18 protein-coding genes are annotated in these 20,615 nt (G+C 57.5%); 13 read left to right on the top strand and 5 right to left on the bottom strand.

Features of this window, described 5'->3' with window-relative positions:
* From MRBLMS1_RS00535 to MRBLMS1_RS00525, 3 genes are all read left to right on the top strand, one after another.
* On the top strand, positions 1-531 hold the full coding sequence (locus MRBLMS1_RS00535; protein ID WP_485877108.1) for a GNAT family N-acetyltransferase: 531 nt from the start codon (positions 1-3) through the stop codon (positions 529-531).
* A 179-nt stretch (positions 532-710) separates the two neighbouring features.
* Positions 711-974, top strand: a complete 264-nt coding sequence (locus MRBLMS1_RS00530) for a DUF378 domain-containing protein (RefSeq protein ID WP_070302572.1) — start codon at positions 711-713, stop codon at positions 972-974.
* A gap of 12 nt (positions 975-986) precedes the next feature.
* A complete protein-coding gene (locus tag MRBLMS1_RS00525) occupies positions 987-1,337 on the top strand; it encodes a hypothetical protein (protein WP_485877106.1) in 351 nt (116 codons plus the stop codon).
* Between the two features lie 59 nt (positions 1,338-1,396).
* On the opposite strand, the gene MRBLMS1_RS00520 is transcribed toward MRBLMS1_RS00525, so the two are convergent.
* A complete protein-coding gene (locus tag MRBLMS1_RS00520; protein WP_456149880.1) occupies positions 1,397-1,804 on the bottom strand; it encodes a c-type cytochrome in 408 nt (135 codons plus the stop codon).
* An 82-nt stretch (positions 1,805-1,886) separates the two neighbouring features.
* Positions 1,887-2,765, bottom strand: coding sequence for an EamA family transporter (locus MRBLMS1_RS00515; RefSeq protein WP_485877104.1), 879 nt, complete (start codon positions 2,763-2,765; stop codon positions 1,887-1,889).
* Positions 2,766-2,989: 224 nt separating this feature from the next.
* Here MRBLMS1_RS00515 and MRBLMS1_RS00510 point away from each other — a divergent pair, with 224 nt between their 5' ends.
* From MRBLMS1_RS00510 to MRBLMS1_RS00495, 4 genes are all read left to right on the top strand, one after another.
* Complete coding sequence (locus MRBLMS1_RS00510) at positions 2,990-4,414, top strand: AAA family ATPase (RefSeq protein ID WP_485877102.1); 1,425 nt, start codon at positions 2,990-2,992, stop codon at positions 4,412-4,414.
* Entirely contained in the window at positions 4,401-5,324 is a 924-nt protein-coding gene (locus MRBLMS1_RS00505; RefSeq protein ID WP_485877100.1) for a DUF4435 domain-containing protein, read from the top strand. Before MRBLMS1_RS00510 ends, MRBLMS1_RS00505 begins: the two co-directional genes overlap by 14 nt.
* A gap of 448 nt (positions 5,325-5,772) precedes the next feature.
* Entirely contained in the window at positions 5,773-7,233 is a 1,461-nt protein-coding gene (locus tag MRBLMS1_RS00500; protein ID WP_485877099.1) for a hypothetical protein, read from the top strand.
* Positions 7,234-7,748: 515 nt separating this feature from the next.
* Entirely contained in the window at positions 7,749-8,162 is a 414-nt protein-coding gene (locus MRBLMS1_RS00495) for a hypothetical protein (RefSeq protein ID WP_485877097.1), read from the top strand.
* 83 nt (positions 8,163-8,245) lie between these two features.
* Here MRBLMS1_RS00495 and MRBLMS1_RS00490 read toward each other — a convergent pair whose 3' ends face one another.
* Both MRBLMS1_RS00490 and MRBLMS1_RS00485 read right to left on the bottom strand, forming a co-directional pair.
* The gene (locus MRBLMS1_RS00490) at positions 8,246-10,111 is read right to left on the bottom strand and encodes a phytase (protein WP_485877095.1); all 1,866 of its coding nucleotides are present in this window, start codon (positions 10,109-10,111) and stop codon (positions 8,246-8,248) included.
* Between the two features lie 11 nt (positions 10,112-10,122).
* A complete protein-coding gene (locus MRBLMS1_RS00485) occupies positions 10,123-12,645 on the bottom strand; it encodes a TonB-dependent receptor (protein ID WP_485877093.1) in 2,523 nt (840 codons plus the stop codon).
* Positions 12,646-12,960: 315 nt separating this feature from the next.
* On the opposite strand from MRBLMS1_RS00485, the gene MRBLMS1_RS00480 reads away from it, so the two are divergent.
* The 6 genes from MRBLMS1_RS00480 to MRBLMS1_RS00455 all read left to right on the top strand — a co-directional run bounded on the left by MRBLMS1_RS00480 (position 12,961) and on the right by MRBLMS1_RS00455 (position 20,001).
* Positions 12,961-13,869 carry a GGDEF domain-containing protein gene (locus MRBLMS1_RS00480; protein ID WP_485877091.1) on the top strand — a complete coding sequence of 303 codons (909 nt, stop codon included), beginning with the start codon at positions 12,961-12,963 and terminating at the stop codon, positions 13,867-13,869.
* Complete coding sequence (locus MRBLMS1_RS00475) at positions 13,869-14,894, top strand: AraC family transcriptional regulator (protein WP_485877089.1); 1,026 nt, start codon at positions 13,869-13,871, stop codon at positions 14,892-14,894. Before MRBLMS1_RS00480 ends, MRBLMS1_RS00475 begins: the two co-directional genes overlap by 1 nt.
* 264 nt (positions 14,895-15,158) lie before the next feature.
* Positions 15,159-16,553 carry a class I SAM-dependent methyltransferase gene (locus MRBLMS1_RS00470; RefSeq protein WP_436481565.1) on the top strand — a complete coding sequence of 465 codons (1,395 nt, stop codon included), beginning with the start codon at positions 15,159-15,161 and terminating at the stop codon, positions 16,551-16,553.
* On the top strand, positions 16,553-17,896 hold the full coding sequence (locus MRBLMS1_RS00465; protein WP_485877087.1) for a sensor histidine kinase: 1,344 nt from the start codon (positions 16,553-16,555) through the stop codon (positions 17,894-17,896). Before MRBLMS1_RS00470 ends, MRBLMS1_RS00465 begins: the two co-directional genes overlap by 1 nt.
* 1 nt (position 17,897) lies before the next feature.
* Positions 17,898-18,995, top strand: a complete 1,098-nt coding sequence (locus tag MRBLMS1_RS00460; RefSeq protein ID WP_319991531.1) for a hybrid sensor histidine kinase/response regulator — start codon at positions 17,898-17,900, stop codon at positions 18,993-18,995.
* Positions 18,988-20,001, top strand: a complete 1,014-nt coding sequence (locus MRBLMS1_RS00455; protein WP_485877084.1) for a response regulator — start codon at positions 18,988-18,990, stop codon at positions 19,999-20,001. Before MRBLMS1_RS00460 ends, MRBLMS1_RS00455 begins: the two co-directional genes overlap by 8 nt.
* Positions 20,002-20,073: 72 nt before the next feature.
* On the opposite strand, the gene MRBLMS1_RS00450 is transcribed toward MRBLMS1_RS00455, so the two are convergent.
* A complete protein-coding gene (locus MRBLMS1_RS00450; RefSeq protein ID WP_034755971.1) occupies positions 20,074-20,601 on the bottom strand; it encodes an SRPBCC family protein in 528 nt (175 codons plus the stop codon).
* Between the last annotated feature and the right edge of the window lie 14 nt (positions 20,602-20,615).

Genomic DNA, 20,615 nt, shown 5'->3' with positions numbered 1-20,615 from the left:
ATGTCCGCATCGTTACGTCATTTTTCATCCACCGATATTCGTGAACGCTTGCCGGAACTGGGCGCCTTGCTGCAAGACTGCGTGCACGACGGCGCCAGCATCGGTTTTATCTTGCCCTTTGATGCGGCGGCCAGCCAGGCGTTCTGGATGGATAATGTGTTGCCGGCCGTCACGCGCGGCGTGCGCCTGTTGCTGGTGGCCGAAGTCGATGGCCGGGTGGCGGGCGCCGTGCAGCTGGACTGGGACACCAATCCCAACCAGGCGCACCGGGCCGAAGTGCGCAAGCTGCTGGTCGCGCCCACTTTCCGCCGGCATGGCATCGCCCGCCAGCTGATGCAGGCACTGGAAGCACAGGCGCGCCAGTTGCCGCGCAGCCTGCTGACCCTGGACACGCGCAGCGGTGACCATGCGCAAGCGCTGTACTTGTCGCTCGGCTACGTGGTGGCCGGCAGCATCCCCGCCTATGCGCTGGCGCCGGACGGCAACCGCCTGGATGCCACCACCATCATGTACAAGCAGCTTCGGCAATGAGCTGCAGTTACCCGATGCGCGCTGTCGCCTGGCTTGTTGCCAGATAAAATCACCCGCCTGATTACAGAGTCTTCCTACTTCAATGCCCGGCATCGTCCGACTGGCGCATGCCGGTGCCGCGCCTACACTGTTCCTTGATAGACCCGGCGGCGGGTCCTTTCTTCTTACAGGAGGCTGATATGGCGAATATCCAGGCAGGATCGGACGGTGCGGCAAAACAGGAAATGTCGGCAAAGCGCTTGAACGTGGTCGACTGGATCTCGATGATCCTCTTGATCGTGGGCGGCTTGAACTGGGCGCTGGTGGGCTTGTTCGATATCGACATCGTGGCCAGCATCCTCGGCGCCATGACGGCCGCTTCGCGCGGCGTGTATGTACTGGTGGGACTGGCGGCGCTGTATTCCATTTACCTGTGCCTGCGCAAGTTGCCGGCCAAAACGTAGACCGGAGGGGACATGCCTGTCGGTGCAAGCCCCAAGCGTGAACGCGAATTCAAGAAGCTGGAACGGGATTTCAAGCAGGAAGGACGCTATCCGGGCCGCGAGGAAGAAGTCGCGGCGCGCATCGTGAACAAGCAAAGGGCGCAATCGGGTGAAGCGAAGGAAACGCAGGAGCGGAAAAAAGCCGGTGGCGCTGCCTCGGATGCGTCATCGCCGGACTTGCCCATCGCTGGCTACCAGCAATTGACGGTGGCGCAGATCCGCGACAAGCTCGATGGCCTGTCCGCTGCCCAGCGCAGGCGGCTGCGAGTCTATGAAGCAGCGCACAAGAAGCGCAAGGGCGTGCTGCAGGCGCTGGGAGCTTGATCCGGCGTCAATGGCTGGATGCGGTATGCGCCTGTCCGTGCATGCGTTATGGGATGTGCTTACTGCGTGCGCAGGTAGGCCAGCAAGTCGGCCACCTGCTGCGCATTGCCGATGCCCCAGAAGCGCATGTTATTGCCGGGAATGAAGTCGCTCGGTGCTTTCAGGAAGCCGGCCAGATTTTGTTCGGTCCAGACGATATTCGCGTTTTTCATCGCCGCCGAATACTTGTAGTCGGTGGTGGATCCGGCTTTGCGGCCGATCACGCCCGTCAGCTTGGGGCCAAAGCCGCCGCGCGCCGATGGCCCTACCTGGTGGCAGGAAGCGCACTTCCGAAACGCGGCCTTGCCTGCTTCCGCATTACCCTTGAGGGCGGCCGGAGCGGCAGCCTGCGCGACGGCGGCTGGCGCCAGCAGCACGGCTGCGGCAGCGAAAGGGGAGAGCAGGCGAAAAAGAAGTGTCGATGTCATCGATGGGGCAGAGTGCGCGATATGGCAAGCAATGACGCATTTTACAGGCGGGCATCAAAACCTGCCTGCCCGTCGAGCACCGCTAGCGCTTGCCGCCCTGTGCGCCGAGCGCCGCCATGGCCGACGCGAACACGATGCAGGCGATGGCCAGCCACTGCGTCAAGCTCAGCATTTCTCCCAGCACCACCATGGCGGCTAGCGCGCTGACGGCCGGCGCCGCGCTGCTGAACATGCCGAACACGCCTTGTGGCAAGCGGCGCAGGGCAAAGATTTCCAGCGAGTATGGCAGGGCGCTGGACAGCATGGCGATGGCCAGGCCCATCAGCGCAATCGATGGCGCCAGCAGTGCCGTGCCTGAATATGTGATGCCGATGGGCACCGTCACCATGGCTGCCACCGTCATGCCCCAGGCCACGGCCTGGCCGCCTTGTAATGTCGATGCCCGCTTGCCGAAGATGATGTACAGCGCCCAGCACAGCGCCGCCCCCAGCGCATACGCCACGCCGACAGGGTCCAGGCTGCCCGGACTGCCTTGCAGGGGCAGCAGCAAATACAAGCCGAACACGGCGCACGCCACAGCCAGCAAATCGCGCGGCCGGCGCGACGACAGCATGGCCACTGCCAGCGGCCCCGTCACCTCGATGGCGACCGCGATGCCAATCGGTATCAGCGCAAACGCCCGGTAAATCAGCAAGTTCATCAACCCCAGCACGGAACCGTAGACGAGCAAGTTCAGCACATCCTTGCGCGTCAGCCGGTAGCGCCACGGCCGGAAGATAGCCAGCAAGATCAGCGCAGAAAACCCCACGCGATATGCCGTAATCCCCTCGACCCCGATGACAGGAAACAGATTCTTCGCAATCGCCGCCCCCAAATTGACGGAAATCTGCCCTCCCAATACGGCCAGGGAAGGGAGCAAAATGCTGTCAGGGAGAGGGGAGGTCGAGGCGGGGGAGGTCATGGGGCGGTATTTTAATACGGCGGAGGCGGTGCGGTCATCTTAGTCTCTTAATAGCAGTGATGGACGGGGTGGCCTCCTTTTCCTCTATTTTAGTTGTCGGAGCAAGTCATGGTGATTTCCGAAAGAAACAAACCACTTAATATTTTTTTGGCACAATAATTTCATTGACAGGAAGCGTCAAATAAAATACTGTTCCAATATTATTTGCAAAAATGGAATGAATCATGAATGAGCCTTCTTATTTAAAAAAACTTACTATTAGTGGGTTGCATGAGGATAAAAATGCAGTAATTAATTTTCTGCCGCAATCCACTATAATTATGACCGAAAATGGAGTGGGGAAAACAACAGTTCTCAATATATTGTTTAGTATATTAAGTGGGAATTTAAAAAAGCTTGCGGCTTATAATTTCAGAGAAGCCAAACTGGAAATGTCTGACGGAAAACAATTTTTCACCGTAAAAAGAAGTGATATTAGTGATATCGGTGAAAATAGTTTTGATAGGAAGGAAGGAAGAATTCCACTTTCAATACGCAATATTCTTAGTATGATAGAGGTTAATATTAACTCAAAAATGGTCGAGATAATAAATAAGGCTCTTCAAGAGGGAGATTTGAAAAATTTGAGATTAATCGTTAAGGAAATTTCACCAGAATCATCTCCAGTGGCAATTAGTAATGTGACTAGATACTTAATGGAGTTTCCTGAAATAATTCAACGATATATAATTGTAAGTGAGTTAAATAAATTTAGAATAAATTTTCCATATAAGATACTTTATTTGCCCACATATCGCCGAGTTGAAGAGAACCTTGCAAGACTTGGGATAAAAGGTGTCGATGAGGGAGATGGATTTGATATTTTTGAGGATAGTTACGAAGAGGACAGTCATGATGAGGAAACATTAATCCATTTTGGTATGGATGACGTTGAGAAAAGATTTAAGGATGTCACTCAAAAAATTAAAGATGATACGATGGCGTCGTATTCAAAAATAAGTGGAGGTATGCTTGATGAACTGTTGCAAATGCCAAATTTTTCAGCGGAAATGTCAAATTCACACCACCTTCAGAAGAACGAAGAGAAACTAGATCTGGTATTAAAGAGAATTGGATCTTCAATAAGTGATAAAGGTAGAAGTCAAATATTGGATTTGGTAAAAAGCGGAGAGATTGGAATTTCTAGATATCAACCCATAGCCTATTTTTTAGGAAATCTTATTAAGATTTATGAAGAGCAAAAGGTGTTTGATCAACAAATAAATCGATTTATTTTAACGATTAATAAATATCTGAGCGATAAGGAAATGATTTACGATGAGGTTGACCCTAAAATATATATAAAATCAAAGCGCTCAAAAAAAATCATTGATTTAAATACTCTTTCATCTGGCGAGAAACAACTTATTTCTATACTGTCATTGATATATCTTGATAATAGAAAATACGCGGTGATTTTTGACGAGCCGGAGCTTTCTCTTTCTACTGAGTGGCAAGAAAAATTGCTTCCAGATTTAATTGCGTCTGGGAATTGTAGTTTTCTTTTGGCTGCGACGCATTCTCCATATATATTTGCCAACGACCTTGCGAAATCTGCACGACCAATGAGTGTCACTTATGAGATCGAGGTCGCCATTGAAAACAGGTAAATTGAGAAAGGATTTGCCTCATGTTATTTTGGACTTTAATAAAAAATATGGCAATCCGATGAGGCCTGTTCTTGCAGTAGTTGAAGGAAAAGATGAAGATTATTATCGGCCAAGGCTATCGGGGCTAACTAGAGGTTGTGAGATAAATTTTATAGACGCAAATGGCAAGGATAATGTCATTGACTTGCATGAACATTTAAAAATTTCGTGCGATGCTTATGATGTTGATCGTTATGTTCTTTTTGCAGATCGTGATTATGATGCTATTAGAACTGACGCTAGACTGTACGTAACGAATAGACATTCAGTGGAAAATTTCTACACTTGTCCTGAATCTTTTAAGAATCTTATTGCGAATAAATTTAATTTAAATTTAGAGGGTCGTGAAGATGAATTAAGGATTGTGGTTGATAGATATATTTCTTGGGTTTCTTATGTGTCGAAAGAAACTTTACAGTTTAGTGCTTGGCTTTTTTGGCAGCTTACTGAGGCGCCAAAAGTTGATGGTAAGCCTCCAAGATTAAATTTGAATGGATTGAATTTGTCGACTCTTTTTGAAATAAAATTCGATGATAAATCTGAAATTAGTATTGTGAAGAAATTCGATATAAATAAGAGTAAAGATATATTTCCATATTCTGCTGAAAATAATTTTCAAAGAATTTTTGAGATAATGAGTGAGATTGACGGTCAGGACTTCTTCTTCTATTTTCGGGGGAAATTTATATTGGAAATGTATATGGTAATTTTGGAAAATTTAAAAATAGACTCTCGTAGGGAAAAGCCAAACATTTTTCGGGGGAAATGCAAAACCTCTCTTACATGGAGTAGTCAAATTTTGGCGGAGTTATCCTCGTTCGCGGAAACCCCAATCTGTTTGTCGAATTTCTTAAGGAAATCCTTTCCATGATATTAAAAAACAACCTGACGCTGAGGGCTTGTGATTTTTCAAGAGGGTGGCGGGGGCAAAGAGGGTGGCGGGGTCAGGTCTGCCATTCGGACATGATCTCAGCCTTGGCATCTAGACTCACTGTCAATACGGCATGACTAACAATGCAGCGTATGCGTATTGACGCTGAGCTTACGCAGAGACTTCAGCTTTGGGATTCGCATAGCTAGGACTGTGTCGGAATCGCGGACCTGACCCTCAAACGCTCCCTTCAAACGCTCCCGAATAGGAATATGATCACCCAATTCTAAACACGTAGCTTTTATGTAGGGCTACAATGAAACCATCAGCAAGAAGTTTGATTCCGGCAACATCAAAAATTGGAATTTTGGACGAGAACTAATATCATATGTATCAGCTATATAAGCCATTAAGAAATAAGCTATCAATGATAAACTTGGAGTCGGGATTGCAAGCGATGTGGATATATCGTGAACACCTGCTTAACGGAAGCGCTGTACCGCAAGCATTAGCGGGGCCACCTGGATTCAGGAAGCATCTCTATTTGCATCAATTGGCAACTCTCACTAGGGAGCTAATCCTGAATGCAGAAGTGAAGGGCGGTAAGCCTTTTACCTACAAGACTTTGGCAGAATCGTTTAATTTGATTCGTGATATTCAAGGCTTTATATCGTCAAGGGAGACAGACGACCCTGATAGAGTTCTCTTGGATTTACACTCCATAATTCATCATCAGATTCCGCTGAATAATACTAGCCTTCACATGCCGGTAATAATTAGAAATTCAATGATTTTTGGTGGCGACAAAATTAACGAGATGTTAAAGAAGAAGACCGGATTAGATTTTATTCAATTTTTGTTTTTTGCGCTTCAAGTAAGTGGAGGTGTTCTAAGGAATCCCTATGTCTCGGCACATGATGACTATTCGGAATTCGGGATAAGTGAAGAGGACAGGGATCTCTTTTTCGGAAAAATGTCTCAGTCAATAGACGACTTACGCACTCATTCAAAAGCGCTTGCGAGATACGATCACAATTGGGAATATACCGTCCATGCGTTGTTATCTAAGCCCTTCGTTTGGCTATCTAATGAACGGCCTTGGGAGCTTTATTGTCCGACACCTTCTTTCGTCTGGAGTCGGTTGGGGTCGGGTCTATATTATGATTTAGTCAAAGAGCCTGATTTTGGGAATGTTTTTGGTGACTCGTTTGAAACCTATATCGGTAAGTATGCGAAAAGTGTACTGCCTAGCGATAGCTTCACTGTCTTGGGAGAACGACCCTATCGTGTCGGTTTATATCTTAAGCATGGAACTGACTGGATTATCAGTGACAAAACAGGTCACTTGTTTATTGAGTGCAAAACAAAAAGGCTAAACCATAATGCCAAGCTGCTCGATGCGGAACAACCTATTCTTAATGAACTGACGATACTTGCTGGCGATGCTCTCCAAATTTATAAGAACTTAGACGACGCTTTGTCTGGTATTGCTGATTGGGATGCCGAAGATTTAACTTGCTATCCAATGATAGTCACGCTTGAAGATTGGGTAATATTCTCGCCAGCTATCAGGGCTCAATTTAATGATTTGTTGAAGCTCGCAATGATAGGCAATGAGAAGTTATTGAACCTATCGGCTAAATATCCAGTAACAATCGCTTCATGTCAAGAATTTGAAGAATTATTAATTGTTATTCGTTCGTGTGGGGTTGAAGAGTTCTTCAAGGCGAGAAGCCATCCAGATTTCGACAATTGGATGCTATCCGCGTTCATGCAGAGTGCCTTCCCAACAATCCAAAGAATGGACGGGGAAGTTGTCTCGGCAAAGTGGCGAGAACTCTTGGTTCAGTTTACTGCTAGGTGGGAACTGCAACACCAGAAAGCACTCTTAGAGATTCCTGTCTTCTAGTGAGGGCGACCACATAATTCGGAAAAAATAGTACGCTAAGCTCAAAAATCACAGCTGAGCACCTCGGGCGGTGACGGAAGTGGTCTAAGATACCGTTTCCGACTGCCCAGCAGTCCGGCAGGGTTTGACGTACACATTGGTCCCTAGCGACAAATGCGGCGCGGATAAGAGAAACCGAGCGTCGGCAAACACTTGTTGCCCGATAGGCTGCGTTCGGCCATAAGACGACCGTCCGTTTTGGGGCGGAAGCGGACGTAACCGGTTTTGCCTGTTTTGCGGAGTAAGCGGCCTTTTCTTGCGTTCACCGGCATTCTTAAAGGCGATGAAGTTTGACGCCATTTCGGCGTGCGTTGAGAATGATGGCACGAACATGGTTAAAGGATAAAAATAAGGTATCGGCACGATAGCCGTGATTGCCGGCTTTATCCTTCTGGTTTCGTGACCGAGGGGGCTGCCCCTGTATTTCTTGCTACCTGTCGCGTCCATATTTAGCTGTAACTGGGGAGTCGTATTGCATGACTGTTTTTAGTATCGGTGACACCAATTTTGAAGTGGATGTAGCGAAATCAAGCATTGGTCTGGAAGTGCATGGCAGGGGCATGCTGGAGATAAATATCGATATCCATGGCGACGATGATGTGTTCATGCGCTTGACGGAGCCGGATGATGGGGAATGGTCGTGGGCGCTGTATCCACCGGCTTTTTTCCTGCACGGCTTGCGCATACCGGAAGGGCAGGAAGGAGCGCTGGCGATCGGAATGCTCGATATGCACCCCGATGCAGAGGAATCGGGTATCTATATGATGGAATACGGTGACGTATCGGCCGTCAACATTGTCGAATTGTCGGCAGGGCGCCTGCTCGTGACGGGCATGGTGGACTTGTGCGGCAAGCGCCTGCCATTTCATATTGATATGCCGCGCACATAGTGGCGGGGCCGGCCTCTTCGGGATGGAAATGCGCCCCATTGGTGCGCATTTCCCCGGTGCTGCTGCCCCCTGTTGCTGCTAACTTAATCCAGCTTTAACGCCTTCGCCACATCGCCCCACGCTACATACTTGAAGTTCTGCGGCCCATCGGGCAGGCGCTTGTAGCCGTCCTGGATCACCAGCATGCCTTGTGCATACGCGCCGCCCAGGTTGGCGGAGGTGACGTCGAGGCCGTCCGTTTCCGAGGTGCCGTCGATGCCTGCCGGTAAATTGAAGCCCACCTTGAAACGGCCACGCACCTTGTAGGGGGCTTTGGCGTCGAGAACGACGTAGCTGTTGTCGCCCTGGCTGGAGACGATCAGGTAGCCAGAATCAGCCTTGCTGCCCGGCTGGCGGTAGATGGCCATGCCTTCCACGTCGGCCGTCAACTGTGCGCCCACGGGCAGGACCATGGTGAGGGCGTCGGGCTTGGCGGCGTCGGCCGAGGTGGTCCAGATGCCGCGCGTTTCCTCGCCCAGGAACAATCTGGCGTTGGCATCATCGGCCACGCAGCCTTCCGGTTGGGTGGCAACCTTGAAGCTGCGCAAGAGGGTGGCGCTGAACTTGCTGCCGTTCATGCTGATGCTGTACTGCTGGAAAGTGCCGTCCTTGTCGTTGATGAACGCTTCCACGCCGCCGCTGGCCGGCTGGTACAAGCACATGCCGTAGATGCTTTTCAGTCCGGTCGGGAAACGGCCCGCTTCCGCCACGACGCCATCGGCATTGATGGTGAACAGCATCATGCTGTTGTCGTCGCGCTGGGTGGCGACGGCCAGGTCGACCTTGCCGCCGCCAAGGCTGATGTTTTGCCGCACGTCGACGTTGTTCAGGCGTCCCACTTCCAGCAGCTGCGTCTGCTTGCCTTGCAGGTCGTAGACCAATAGTCCCTGCTTTTTGTTGGTGCCTAGGATGCGTGCGTCGGCAGGGTTGCTGGACAGCCAGATGGCCGGATCGTCGGCCGCGTCGCCCTGGCGCGCCATCGGTTCCGTCTGCGCTTGCGGGGCGATGATGGCCACCGCAGGTGATGTCTCCGCTCGGCCAGCCCATTTCAAGGGCCGCGCTTGCCAACCGCTCTTGCCGCGCAACATCAAGGAATTTCCGTCGAGTGCCAGCTGGCTGTCGCCCTTGCGCACGTTCAAGGCGACGGCTTGGGCTGGCTGTGCCGTCCACTTGCCCGCCTGATGGGAGTACAGGTGCAGCTTGTCCGCCTTGCCATCGAGCACGGCGACGCCGCCCGGCAGCACGGCCAAGGCGCCGGCACCGCCATCCAGCTGGCCGTACGGCTTGCGCAGGGCCACCACTTCGCGCTTGCCCATGCCTTCCGAATCGGCTTCATACGACCATACGCCCATGTTGGCCTCGCTGACCAGCAGGCGCTGGGCGCCATCGTCGGCGCGGCAATGCTTGGCGTGCGGCGGCAAAGCCAGTTTGCGTACCAGGCTTCGCTGTTCACCTTGCATCACCCACTGTTCCGCTTGCCCATCCTTGCCGATCAAGAACAGATGGTCGAGCTGCTGGGCGTCACGGTACAGGCAGGACGCTTCCACGGAAAAGGTGGGCACGGGGAACGGCGCCAGGCGATTGAGCTTACCGGCCTGCACGTCGACGGAGACGGGCAGCGGGCGCTGCGTGTCCGCTTCCAGGAAGACGGCCAGCACTTTGCCGCCATTGATGCGCGTGTCGAGCTGCTTGGCGCGCACGGTGATGCGGTCCTGCTCCTGGCCGCTGGCGTTGAACAGGCGCAAGCCGTGCTTGTCCAGGGTCAGCCAGCCGCCGCCGGGCAGGCGCGCCAGTTCCTCGGCCTCTTGCGTGAAGGAAGGCAAAGTGTTGGCGGGGGCGGCGAAGACGGCACCGGTGGCGCAGAAGGCGGCCAGCAAGGCGCCGCAGAGTACGTTTTTTTTCATGTTCATTGAAATCATCATCAGAAGGCGCTGGCTTTCAAGCTCACTTTGAAAGTGCGGCCGTATTGTTCGTTCTGCACGTTGTATTGCTTCGTGCCCTGGTAGACATAGTATTTTTCGTTGTTCAGGTTGGCCGCTTCAAACATCAGCTGGAACTGTTTGTTGATCTGGTACGACAGCGAGAAATCGAGCTGCTTCTGGCCGGCGACGATATGGTCCTGGCTTTGGTCAAGGATGTCGTTGCCCATTTCCAGCAGATACGGCGACTTGTAGTTGAGGGCCAGGCGGGCGCTGAGCGGGCCCGTTTCATAGCCCAGCATCAAGTTCATTACCTGGTTCGACTGGCCAGGCAGGCGGATGTCGCGGTTGAGTTGCTTGTTCGTCGCCTTGTCGAAACGGCTGATTCGCGCGCTTGAGGTGCTCAGGGTGCCATTCACGCCGACGAGGAATTTATTGAACGGCGCCGGCAGCATGCGCAGCGGCTGCATGTAGGCCAGTTCGATGCCTTTGACTTTGGCCGCGTCGCCATTCGCATATGACGTGGCCGTCGTGTAGCCCGCCCATTGGCCCGTGCCGGCCAGGTTCGTCGTGTACGTAAAATTCTTGATGTCCTTGTAGAAGCCGTAGGCCGACATCACGCCATCGTTGCCCAGCACGCGCTCGATGCCGAGGTCCAGGTTGTTCGCCTTCAGCGGTTTCAAGTCCGGGTTGCCGATCACGGCTTCCGTGTTGCTGGCCAGGCTGACGCCCGGTGCCAGCTGGCTGAAATTGGCGCGCACGACGGCTTGCGTCCAGGCAGCCCGCACGCTGGTCTTTTGATCGACGTCATAACGGGTTTGCAGGTTCGGCAGCCAGTTGGTGTACGAACGCTCGCGCGTCAAGGCCGTGGCGACGCCGGCGCTGTCCACTTGCGAGCCGGCCGCTTCAAAGCTGGTACGTTCGGCGCGCACGCCGCCGAGGATGTGCCAGGCGCCGAAGTCGTAGCTGTTTTGCACATACATGGCGTTGATGTCTTCATGCATGCGGTAGTCGTTGATGATCGATTCCGTGGACAGGCGCGCCTTGGCGCGGTCCAGTCCCGCCACGCGGGCGCGTATCAGGGCCGGGTCCAGCGCCACGCCGATGTTGCCCAGGTCGTAGTCGAGATTGTGGCCCTGCACGAAATTGCTCATCAACGTGGAACCGGTGCCCCAATAGTTGCCGCTGGTGGCCTTGCTGCTGTTATACGCCCATTGATCCGTGTCATTGGTCTTTTCGCGGCGGCTGACCTTCGCGCCGAACTTCAGCGTGGCGATGTCGAACTTGCGCGCCAGGTCTATGCGTGCGTGGTGTTCATTGTCTTTCGAGTAGCGCTTTTGCAGGGTGATGGCGTTGAGCGCGTAGCTGGCCGGATCGTACAGCGAGGCGGGGCCGCTCAGTTTCGGCTCCTGCGTATCCGTAAAGCTGATGCCGGCGAAATTGCTGAGGCCGCGGAAACGGCCATCGTTCAGGGATTCCGGCGTGTCTTCCGTGGCGCGGCTCATGCCGCCTTTCACGTCCAGGGTCCAGTCGCCCGATTTCTGTTGCGTGCCCAGCACGAGCGAGCGCACTTGCTGCGTGTACTTGCGCTGGCGGATGCGGCGCTCGGCGCGCGCGCTGGCCGTCTGCTCTTCGGCCAGGCTGCCGCCCGCGATATTGCTGATGGTCAGGCGGTCGCGCACTTCATTGTCGGAAAATTCGCTGACGAACGAGCGCAAGAACCAGCTGTTGCCCGCTTCGGGACGGTAATCGAGGTTGACGGCCAGGGCGCCGCGCTTGCGCACGGGCAGGTAGTCGCGCAATTCCAGGCTGGACAATTTACCCTTGCTCCAGGCGCCGCCCGTTTCCACGTCATCGGAGCCGAACGAGCGCTTTTCCGCGCTCAGGCCGGCTGCCACGCCCAGCTTGCCGTCGAGGAAGCGCTGGGCCCACAGGGCGCCGCCGCTGGGGCTGGTCTTGCCCGTCTTTTCATCGTAGCTGGCGCCCACGTTGGCCGACAGCAGCTTGCCCGGCAAGTCGAAGGCGGACAGCGATTTCACTTCGACCGTGGCGCCCAGCGAGTTGGCGTCCATTTCAGGCAGCAAGGTCTTCGAGACTTCCAGGGTGCGGATCAGGCCGGCGGGCAGGATGTCGAGCGCCACGGCGCGGCGGCCCGCTTCCGGCGACGGCACGAGGGCGCCATTGATGGTGACGGCGTTCAGGTCCGGGCCCAGGCCGCGCACCGTGATGTAGCGGCCTTCGCCCTGGTCGCGCTGCACGGACACGCCCGGCAAGCGGGCCAGTGCTTCGGCCGCGTTTTTATCGGGCAAGCCGCCGATATCGTCGCTGCTGATGACGCTGATGATGTTGTCGGCTTTCTCTTGCGCGGCGATGGCGTTGCGCAGGCTGGCGCGCTGGCCGCTGACGACCACGGTGGCGGCTGGCTGGCCGTCCGCATCTTGCGCATGGCTTTGACCGCTGAAGACGGCCATGATGCCGAGGGCCAGGGCCGTCAGGCGCAGCGGGGAGGGAGTCGAAGTGTGCATGGTTTTCATGAAGAGCTCGGTTAGGGAAAGGAACCGGGCGGATTCTAGGCAGCAAATATGACGGTTGCGTGACAGGCAAGGGCTTGCCACCCTGAAAACAACGGCCCGTGAACGCTTTCCGGCTGGAAATGGAGCGTGGTGAGCTGAAATGACCTGCCGGTCGTGGGCACATGGGGCGTGGCATGCCGTATTTGCATGAGCGCCCAAGGTAATGATGAGCCGTTTGCACCTGCCGCACGGGCGTGGGGCATGTCATCGTGCCGTCATGGGCGGGCGCTATCGTGGCGACAGCACCACTTTTAAAGGTTTCCCCACATGCTGCCATTGCACCGTAACAGCCTGATTGCCGCCGCACTGGCCTTGCCCCTGTTCTTGTTCCTGTACGCCACGTTAGGGCACCCTAAACCGATCGCCATCTGGAAGTGGATGGATATCGTCTGCGAAGGCGGCACGGCCGTCATGGCGGGCATCTGGTTTTTGTTTACCCTCAGCAGCCGGCCGCGCGGGCTGGTGACGAGCCTGATCGCCGGCGGCCTGTGCGCCATCATGCTGGGCTCCTGGGCTGATTGCCTCGACGAATTCTTCGCCGTCGACAAGAGCGCCGTGTGGGATAACTGGCTCGAAGGCTTGATTCCGTTTGGCATGCTGCTGGTAACGATCGGCATGTATTACTGGCGCCAGGAACAGTTCCGCCTGAACGAACACCTGCAAAAGCGCGAGCGCCTGTTCCGCGACCACCGCGCCTTCGACCGCATCACGCAACTGGCCGATGCCAGCTACCTGCGCACGCAGATGCGCCTGGAGCAGGAGCGCCGGCCCGGTCTCGATTGCGCACTGGTCTTGCTCGATATCGACAGCTTTCATTTGATTAACCGCGAATATGGCCACCGCGAAGGCGACCGCGTGCTGCAAGCCGTGGGCCACATGCTGCTGCTGAACTTGCGCAATGACGATTTGCTGTGCCGCTATGCGGGCGACCGTTTCGCCGTGCTGATGCCGGGCGTGTCGCGCGAGGATGGGGCAGTGAAGGCGCGCCACCTGTGCGTCATGGTGGGGCAGATGCACCACCACGCCAACGACAACCGTGAAATCCGCCTGAGCCTGCGCCATGCCTGCTCGCTGACGGACGGCGTGCCGGAAGTGGTGCTGGCCGAGCTGAGCCGGGCCGTGGAAACGCCGGGCCGGAGCGCCAGTCCCCGGGCCGGCACCGCCGCGCCTGCCTGATGCCGCTGAACCAGCAAAGCGACCCCAGCATCGCAGCCCATCACCAGCCGGCGCTGGTGCTCGATTACGCGCGCAGCCGCGAGTTGCCCGTGGCGCCGCTGCTCAAGGGCACGGGCCTCGATGGCGGTGCGCTGCCGTCTGCGGAAAGCCAGGTCAGCGCCGCGCAATACCTGCAATTGCTGGCCAACGTGGCGCGCGGCCTGGACAGTGCCGACACGAGTTTCATGCTGGGCCAGCAAATGCTGCCCGGCCATTACGGCGCGGCCAGCCATGCCTTGCTGCAGGCGCAGAACCTGCGCCAGGCCTTGACCATCCTGTGCGATTTTCATACCTTGCTGTGTCCGCTGCTGCAACCGCGTTTGCGCGAAGCGGGCGACATGCATGTGCTGTACTGGGTCGACGCGTTCGGCGCACCGAGCCAGCTGCCTTTTCTCGTGGAAATGCACATGACGGCGCTGGCGGCCATGTGCCGCTGGCTGGCCGGAGAGTCCTTGCCGTGGCGCTTCTGCTTCAACCGCGCGCGGCCCCGTCACGTGGAGCAGCACGAAGTGCACCTGGGGCAGTCCCTGCGTTTCGATTGCCAGGTCGACGCCATGCTCATCGATTCCAGCTGGCTCGACAAACCCTGGCCGCGCGGCAATGCAACGGCGGCCGCGCTGGCCTTGCGCGAGGCGGCCCTGGCGCCCGTGCCGGCAGCGAGCCTGCTCGGTGCGCTGTACGACTATCTGCTGGCCAATATCCGCTGCGCGCCAACCCTCGAGCGCACGGCGCAGGAGTTTGGCGTCAGTCCCGCCACTCTGAAACGCCACCTGGCGCGCCATGGCACGCATTTCCAGGCCGAGCTGGACCAGGTGCGCGCGCACAAGGCCATCTATCTGTTCCAGGCGCATGGCTACGATAACGACGCCGTGGCCGCCTACCTCGGCTTTCATGATGCCACCAACTTCCGCCGCTCGTTCAAGCGCTGGACGGGGCAAACGCCGCAGTTGCTGCGTCATGCGCTGGCCTTGTTCGTCGCGGGATGAGCGCCGGCGTTGCGCGGCAGCGCCACGGACAGTCGTTCCTGAGGGAACAATTGCCCGTTCTGCTACATCCATAGTACACTCGATCAGAGAGCGAACAGATGCGCTTTGAGGCGCTCCGGCACGGCGTCGCGCGACGCCGCAATACCGCCATTGCGATGGCGGAGCCGGCGGCAAACGACCGGTGTGCCGTGCCTTAACCCAGCCTGGAATCTGGTGTCACCAGTGTGGTGCGCCGGAAACCGGGCAACTTGATAATGCTCAATCGTGTATTCACAATCGCAGATCGATCCAGTCGTCAGTTTCCGCAACACCCAAGGTGAGGCGGTGCGCGGCACGATTTTCAACTTGCAGCGCAATTCGCTGGTCATGGAAATCTACAATCCATACTCGATTGTGCAGGTCAGCGAGGTGCTCAATGACGTGACGGTGCGCATGGGGGCGAAAAACGCCTATGTCGGCAAGGCCGTCGTCATCAGCAGCGTCAACACAGGCCTGACTGCCATCGTTTCCGTGACCCTGATCGACGAGTGGCGCGAATTGAGCGACGTGGTCGTCGTCAAGGGCGCCGTGGCGAAAGAGTCCAGCGCCTTTGTGGCGGGCTGGGGCGAGCGCTTCCGCATCCGCCGCGACTACCAGATCGTCGTCAACGAAATGCGCGCCTTTTTGTCGGAAGTGGCGCGCTGGGTCGAACAGGTCGACTTGTCCGACTCGCTGCCCAAGGAAAATGGCCGGCTGCGTCCCGACATCTTCGATGAACTGGCCTTGCCGCTGATGGAACAGACCCAGCTGTACTTGCGCCAGCTCGAGGTGGAAGCGTCGCTCGTCGAGGAAGAGCGGGCGCCGGCCCACCGCGCATTTGCCCAGGCGGCGCTGCATCCTTTGATCCTGCGCGCGCCGTTCGTCTTCCGCACGTTTACCAAGCCGCTCGGCTATGCGGGCGACTACCAGATGGTCAACCAGCTGCTCGACGATCCGCGCCAGGGGCCGAGCACGTATTTTCAGATCGTCAATGCGGCCTTCTTGCAGGCGGCCGTGGCCACCGCGCACCGCAACCGCATCGATATCCTGACGGAATTTTTGGCAGAAAAGGCGGCCGCGGCGCGTGCCGCGGGGCGTGTGTACAAAGTGCTCAACGTGGGCTGCGGCCCGGCCATCGAGGTGCAGCGTTTTCTCGAGACATGCCCCGATGCGCAATGGCTGGCCTTCGAGCTGGTCGACTTCAGCAGCGAGACCCTGGACTGGACGCGCGCGCGCCTGACCACCATCATGCAGCGCACGGGAAGAGTGGTCGAGATCGATTATGTGCACGACTCCGTGCATAACCTGCTCAAGCGCCGCCATGGCTCGGGCATCACGGGCTTGCCCGGCAGTTTCGACGCCGTGTATTGCGCCGGCCTGTTCGACTACCTGTCCGATAAAGTGTGCGCGCGCCTGCTCATGCACTTCGCCTCGCGCGTGGGGCCGGGCGGACGTTTGCTCGTCACCAATGTGCACGCCGACAACCCTGGCAAGTTCGGCATGGAGCATTTGCTCGAGTGGCATTTGATCTATCGCAATGAAGCGGGTCTGTCGGCCCTGCTGCCCGAACATGCGACGGAGCCGAAAATCTATGTCGACGCGACGGGCGTGAATGTGTTCGCGGAAGTGAGCATTCCTTGATGGATACTCCAGGCCTGCACGCCGGCTACACGGCCGTTTTGCGCGACTTCCGCCTGGAATTCAGCCGCGGCGGGGCGTACACGGGCATCGTGCTGATCCTGCTGGGCATGGGCCTCGATTCGGCCCTGTATCCGGACAAGCAATCGGCGTTTACCAGCGCGCGCATCGTCGTGTCCGTGCTGATCTTTTGCGTCGTGCTGGCCATGCGCACGCGCTGGGCGCAAGACCGCATCCAGGGGCTGACGTTTGTCTGGCTGATCCTGCCGCAAATGATGATCGCCTGGATGATCGCCATCACGGAAGGCGCCACCTCGATCTATTACGTGGGCATGACGCTGGCCATCTATTCGTCGGGCATCGTGCTCGCTTTCGGCCTGTGGCAAAACATGGTCTTCGGCGCCATCTCCTGCCTGCTGTACGTGGGCGCCTGCGCCTGGCATGCGGGCGGCTTCGACTTGCCGGGCACGTTTGTCGTCAACTGTCTGTTCCTCATCATGTCGGCCAGCATCAGCGCCGTCTTTACCTATTTCAACGAGCGCGCCCGCTTCATGCTGTTCCAGCTGAAGGCGGAAGTGGCGCAAAAGAACACGCAGCTGGAAGAAACGAATAAAAGCCTGGCCGATATCAAGGGACAGATGCTGCAGCAGGAGAAGATGGCCGCCATCGGCACTCTGGCCGCCGGCATGCTGCATGAAGTCAATAACCCCGTGAATTTCTGCATGATGGCGATCGAAGTGGCCATCGAAGACCCGGTCGCCAAGCAAAGCGCGCTGGTCAGCGAATGCCTGGCCGACGCCAAGCAGGGCATGCTGCGCGTGCAGCACATCGTGTCCGACTTGAAGACCTTTGCCTATCGCAAGAGCGGCAACCAGCTGGAAACGGGACACTTCCAGTTCCGCAGCGCGCTCGACGCGGCCATCCGCCTGGTAGGGCATGAAACGAAAAATGTCAGCATCAGCCACGACCTGCCGGTCGACACCCTGGTGCGCGGCGACGAGGCCGCCATCGTGGGCGTGCTGATCAACTTGCTGGGCAATGCCGTGCTGTCCATGCGCAAGGGCAATGCCCCGCCATTCGAAATCCGCATCACGGCCCATTGGGATGACAAGCGCCTGCGCATCAGCGTGCGCGACAACGGCCCCGGCATCGCCCCGGAAAACCTGGCGCGCGTGTTCGAGCCGTTCTTTACCACGCGCGAAGTGGGGCAGGGGCTGGGCCTGGGCTTGAGCATCAGCTATGGCGTGATCGAGCGCCACGGGGGAACATTGAGTGCCGAAAGCGAGCTGGGCAAATGGGCCAGCATGAATTTCGACTTGCAGCGCTCCGATTGGGAGGGCCGCTAGCATGGACAGCGATAGCCGCGCCAGCGTGCTGTACGTGGACGATGAAGCGCTCGCCTGCAAGTATTTCGAGCGCGCCGTCGGTCCCCGTTACCGCGTATTGACGGCGCAGAGCGTCGATGCGGCGCTGGCCTTGCTGGAAGACGAGGCTGGCCAGATCGACGTGCTCGTCACCGATTATCGCATGCCGGACCGCCTGGGCAGCGAGCTGCTGCAGGAAGTGGCGCAGCGTTATCCGCACATCGTCTGCATGCTGGTGACGGCCTATGCGGACAAGGACGTGCTGCTCGAGCTGATCAACGGCGGCACCTTGTTCCGTTTGCTGGAAAAGCCGCTCGACCTGGCCGCCATGCAAACGGCGCTGCAGCTGGCCGTGCAGACGGGCCGCGAACGGGCCGCGCGCCGCCAGGGCCTGGTGGCGATGGAAGAATCGCTGGCCTTCCTTGCGCATGAATTGAATACGCCGCTGGCGGCCATCGCCAATTTTGCGCGCGGCATCGCGCGGCGCGCGCAGGCGGACGCCGCGCCGCAGGCCGAGATCGGCGAAGCGGCCGCCCTGATGCACGACAATGCGCGCTATTGCCTGTCGGTCCTGGCCAGCTTTGTCGACACGGTGCGCCTGGCCAGCGCCGGGCCGGGCATGCAGGGCGGACGCCGCGCCGGCAGCGCGCGCCAGTTGCTGGACGCCTTGCTCGACAGTTATCCCTTGAGCGCGGCCCAGCGCGCCGCCATCACGGTCGAAGTGGGCGAAGATTTCTCCATAGCCGAGTCGCCCAATTGCGTCGCGCTGATATTATCGTCCGTGCTGGCGAATGCCTTGCGTTCGGCCGGCGAGCAAACCCATCCAGCGATCGGCATCCGCATCGATGCTGGCCGCATCACGGTGCGCGACAATGGCGCCGGCATCGCCCCCGAGATTGTGGAACAGCTGTTGATCGACCCCGTCAGTGCCGGTGGCGGCGAAGGCAAGGGCTGGGGCATGGTGTTTTGCCACCGCATGATGCAGTCGTTCGGCGGCAACCTCGATATCGCCACCGAGTTTGGCACCTCCACCACGGTAACCCTGAATTTTCCAGTACATATAAGGAACGAGCATGATTGACGCCAATCTGCGTTTACCGGCTCAGCGTGAGCCGGCGCAAGGCTTGCCGACGATACTCTATGTCGATGACGAGGCCAACGCCCTCAAATACTTCCAGCGTGCCATCGCGCCGCTGGCTGACGTGCTGACGGCCACCTCGGTCGAGGAGGGCAAGCGCATCCTCGACGAGCAGGCCGACCGCATCGCCGTGCTGGTCTCCGACCAGCGCATGCCCGGCGCCTACGGCAACGAATTGCTGTCGTACGCCTGGGACCGCCATCCGCACATCGTGCGCATTCTGACCACCGCGTATTCCGAACTCGAGCACACGGTGGAAGCCGTCAACCAGGGGCAGATCCACCGCTACATCCAGAAGCCGTGGGATATCGCGGCGCTGCGCATGGAACTGAAACAGGCGCTGGAACTGGCGCGCTTGCGCAATGAACACGCCCAGTTGTTGCGCGAAAAGCTGATGGTGCGCCAGCGGCAAGCCGTCGCCAACCGCATCGGCACCCTGTACGCCTTGTGTGCCAGCCTGGCCGGTCCGGAACAGCAACTGCCCGTGGAAGCGTATCTGTCGGCGGCCCTGACGGCCGGCGTCACGCCGCCCGAGCCGGACTGGCTGCTGATGGATTATGCCGACCTGGTCAGTTCGGAAGCGTTCCGCGGCACGGCCTTTGCCGCCGCCGTGCGCCAGCAGCTCGACACGCTCGAGCGCGAGCATCCGGGGCGTGGCGTGGAGCAGGCGATCGACATGCTGCTGCCCGTGTTTGGCGCGGCGCTGCAAAACCAGGGCGGCACGGCGCTGTTCCTCGATGGACGGCTGCTGACGGAATTCCTGGAAACGCCGACCACCACGCCCGTCTCGCCGATCCACTCGTTTTGGCTGGCCAGCTTGCTGTGGCTGGCGCGGCGCGGCTGGTCGCTGCAGCTGAGCGAGACGGAATCGGGCTTGCAGGGCAAGGTAGTGCAGGCTGAACCGGCGCTTACGCCGGACCATCTGGCCGCCTGGATCGAGCAGTTCTGAGCAAGCCTGCGCAAGGAGGCGCCAAGTAAAACAGGGCCGCGCGGGCCCTGTTTCCTTTTGCTGCGAGCGGGCTTAGCGTTCCGCAGCCGCTTTCAGGTTGTTCAAGCCTTTTTCAAAATCCTTGCCGATCATCCTGTCCATGCTGACGAAGACTGTCATGACCTTGCTGACGTAAGGGCTGGGGCCCGTCATGGTCCAGTTCACCTTGGTGCCGTCGCCTTCGGGCGTCATGGTAAACGTGGTGGTGTTGTGGCTTTCGAAGGGCTTGAGGAAGTCCAGCTTGATGACGGTGCGTTCGGGCTGGGCCGCCTCCGTGATTTCCATGCGGCCGGCGCCTACCTTGTCATTGCCTTGCCACGCATATTGCGCGCCCAGACCATTGGCCGGGCCCGTAAACGTGCGGCGCATGGCGGGATCGAGCTTTTCCCACGGCGACCAGGCGGCCCAGTAATGGAAGTCCGTGATCAGGGCGGCGATTTTCTCGGGCGGTGCCTTGATGGTGATTTCGCGCTGGACACTGAAGGTGTCGGGCTTGGTGGTGGCATAGCCGAGGATGGCGGCGACGACGACGACGATCAGCAGCAGGGTTTTTTTGATCATATGCTCTCCAAATC

The organism is Massilia sp. LMS1-1-1.1, from assembly GCF_040815535.1.
Lineage (GTDB): Bacteria > Pseudomonadota > Gammaproteobacteria > Burkholderiales > Burkholderiaceae_D > Janthinobacterium > Janthinobacterium aestuarii.
This window is presented reverse-complemented; position numbering and strand designations above follow the sequence as displayed.

Coding starts and splice junctions, on each gene's coding strand:
- MRBLMS1_RS00535 (WP_485877108.1), top strand. CDS start 1: ATGTCCGCATCGTTACGTCATTTTTCATCCACCGATATTCGTGAACGC.
- MRBLMS1_RS00530 (WP_070302572.1), top strand. CDS start 711: ATGGCGAATATCCAGGCAGGATCGGACGGTGCGGCAAAACAGGAAATG.
- MRBLMS1_RS00525 (WP_485877106.1), top strand. CDS start 987: ATGCCTGTCGGTGCAAGCCCCAAGCGTGAACGCGAATTCAAGAAGCTG.
- MRBLMS1_RS00520 (WP_456149880.1), bottom strand. CDS start 1,804: ATGACATCGACACTTCTTTTTCGCCTGCTCTCCCCTTTCGCTGCCGCA.
- MRBLMS1_RS00515 (WP_485877104.1), bottom strand. CDS start 2,765: ATGACCTCCCCCGCCTCGACCTCCCCTCTCCCTGACAGCATTTTGCTC.
- MRBLMS1_RS00510 (WP_485877102.1), top strand. CDS start 2,990: ATGAATGAGCCTTCTTATTTAAAAAAACTTACTATTAGTGGGTTGCAT.
- MRBLMS1_RS00495 (WP_485877097.1), top strand. CDS start 7,749: ATGACTGTTTTTAGTATCGGTGACACCAATTTTGAAGTGGATGTAGCG.
- MRBLMS1_RS00490 (WP_485877095.1), bottom strand. CDS start 10,111: ATGAACATGAAAAAAAACGTACTCTGCGGCGCCTTGCTGGCCGCCTTC.
- MRBLMS1_RS00485 (WP_485877093.1), bottom strand. CDS start 12,645: ATGCACACTTCGACTCCCTCCCCGCTGCGCCTGACGGCCCTGGCCCTC.
- MRBLMS1_RS00480 (WP_485877091.1), top strand. CDS start 12,961: ATGCTGCCATTGCACCGTAACAGCCTGATTGCCGCCGCACTGGCCTTG.
- MRBLMS1_RS00475 (WP_485877089.1), top strand. CDS start 13,869: ATGCCGCTGAACCAGCAAAGCGACCCCAGCATCGCAGCCCATCACCAG.
- MRBLMS1_RS00465 (WP_485877087.1), top strand. CDS start 16,553: ATGGATACTCCAGGCCTGCACGCCGGCTACACGGCCGTTTTGCGCGAC.
- MRBLMS1_RS00460 (WP_319991531.1), top strand. CDS start 17,898: ATGGACAGCGATAGCCGCGCCAGCGTGCTGTACGTGGACGATGAAGCG.
- MRBLMS1_RS00455 (WP_485877084.1), top strand. CDS start 18,988: ATGATTGACGCCAATCTGCGTTTACCGGCTCAGCGTGAGCCGGCGCAA.
- MRBLMS1_RS00450 (WP_034755971.1), bottom strand. CDS start 20,601: ATGATCAAAAAAACCCTGCTGCTGATCGTCGTCGTCGTCGCCGCCATC.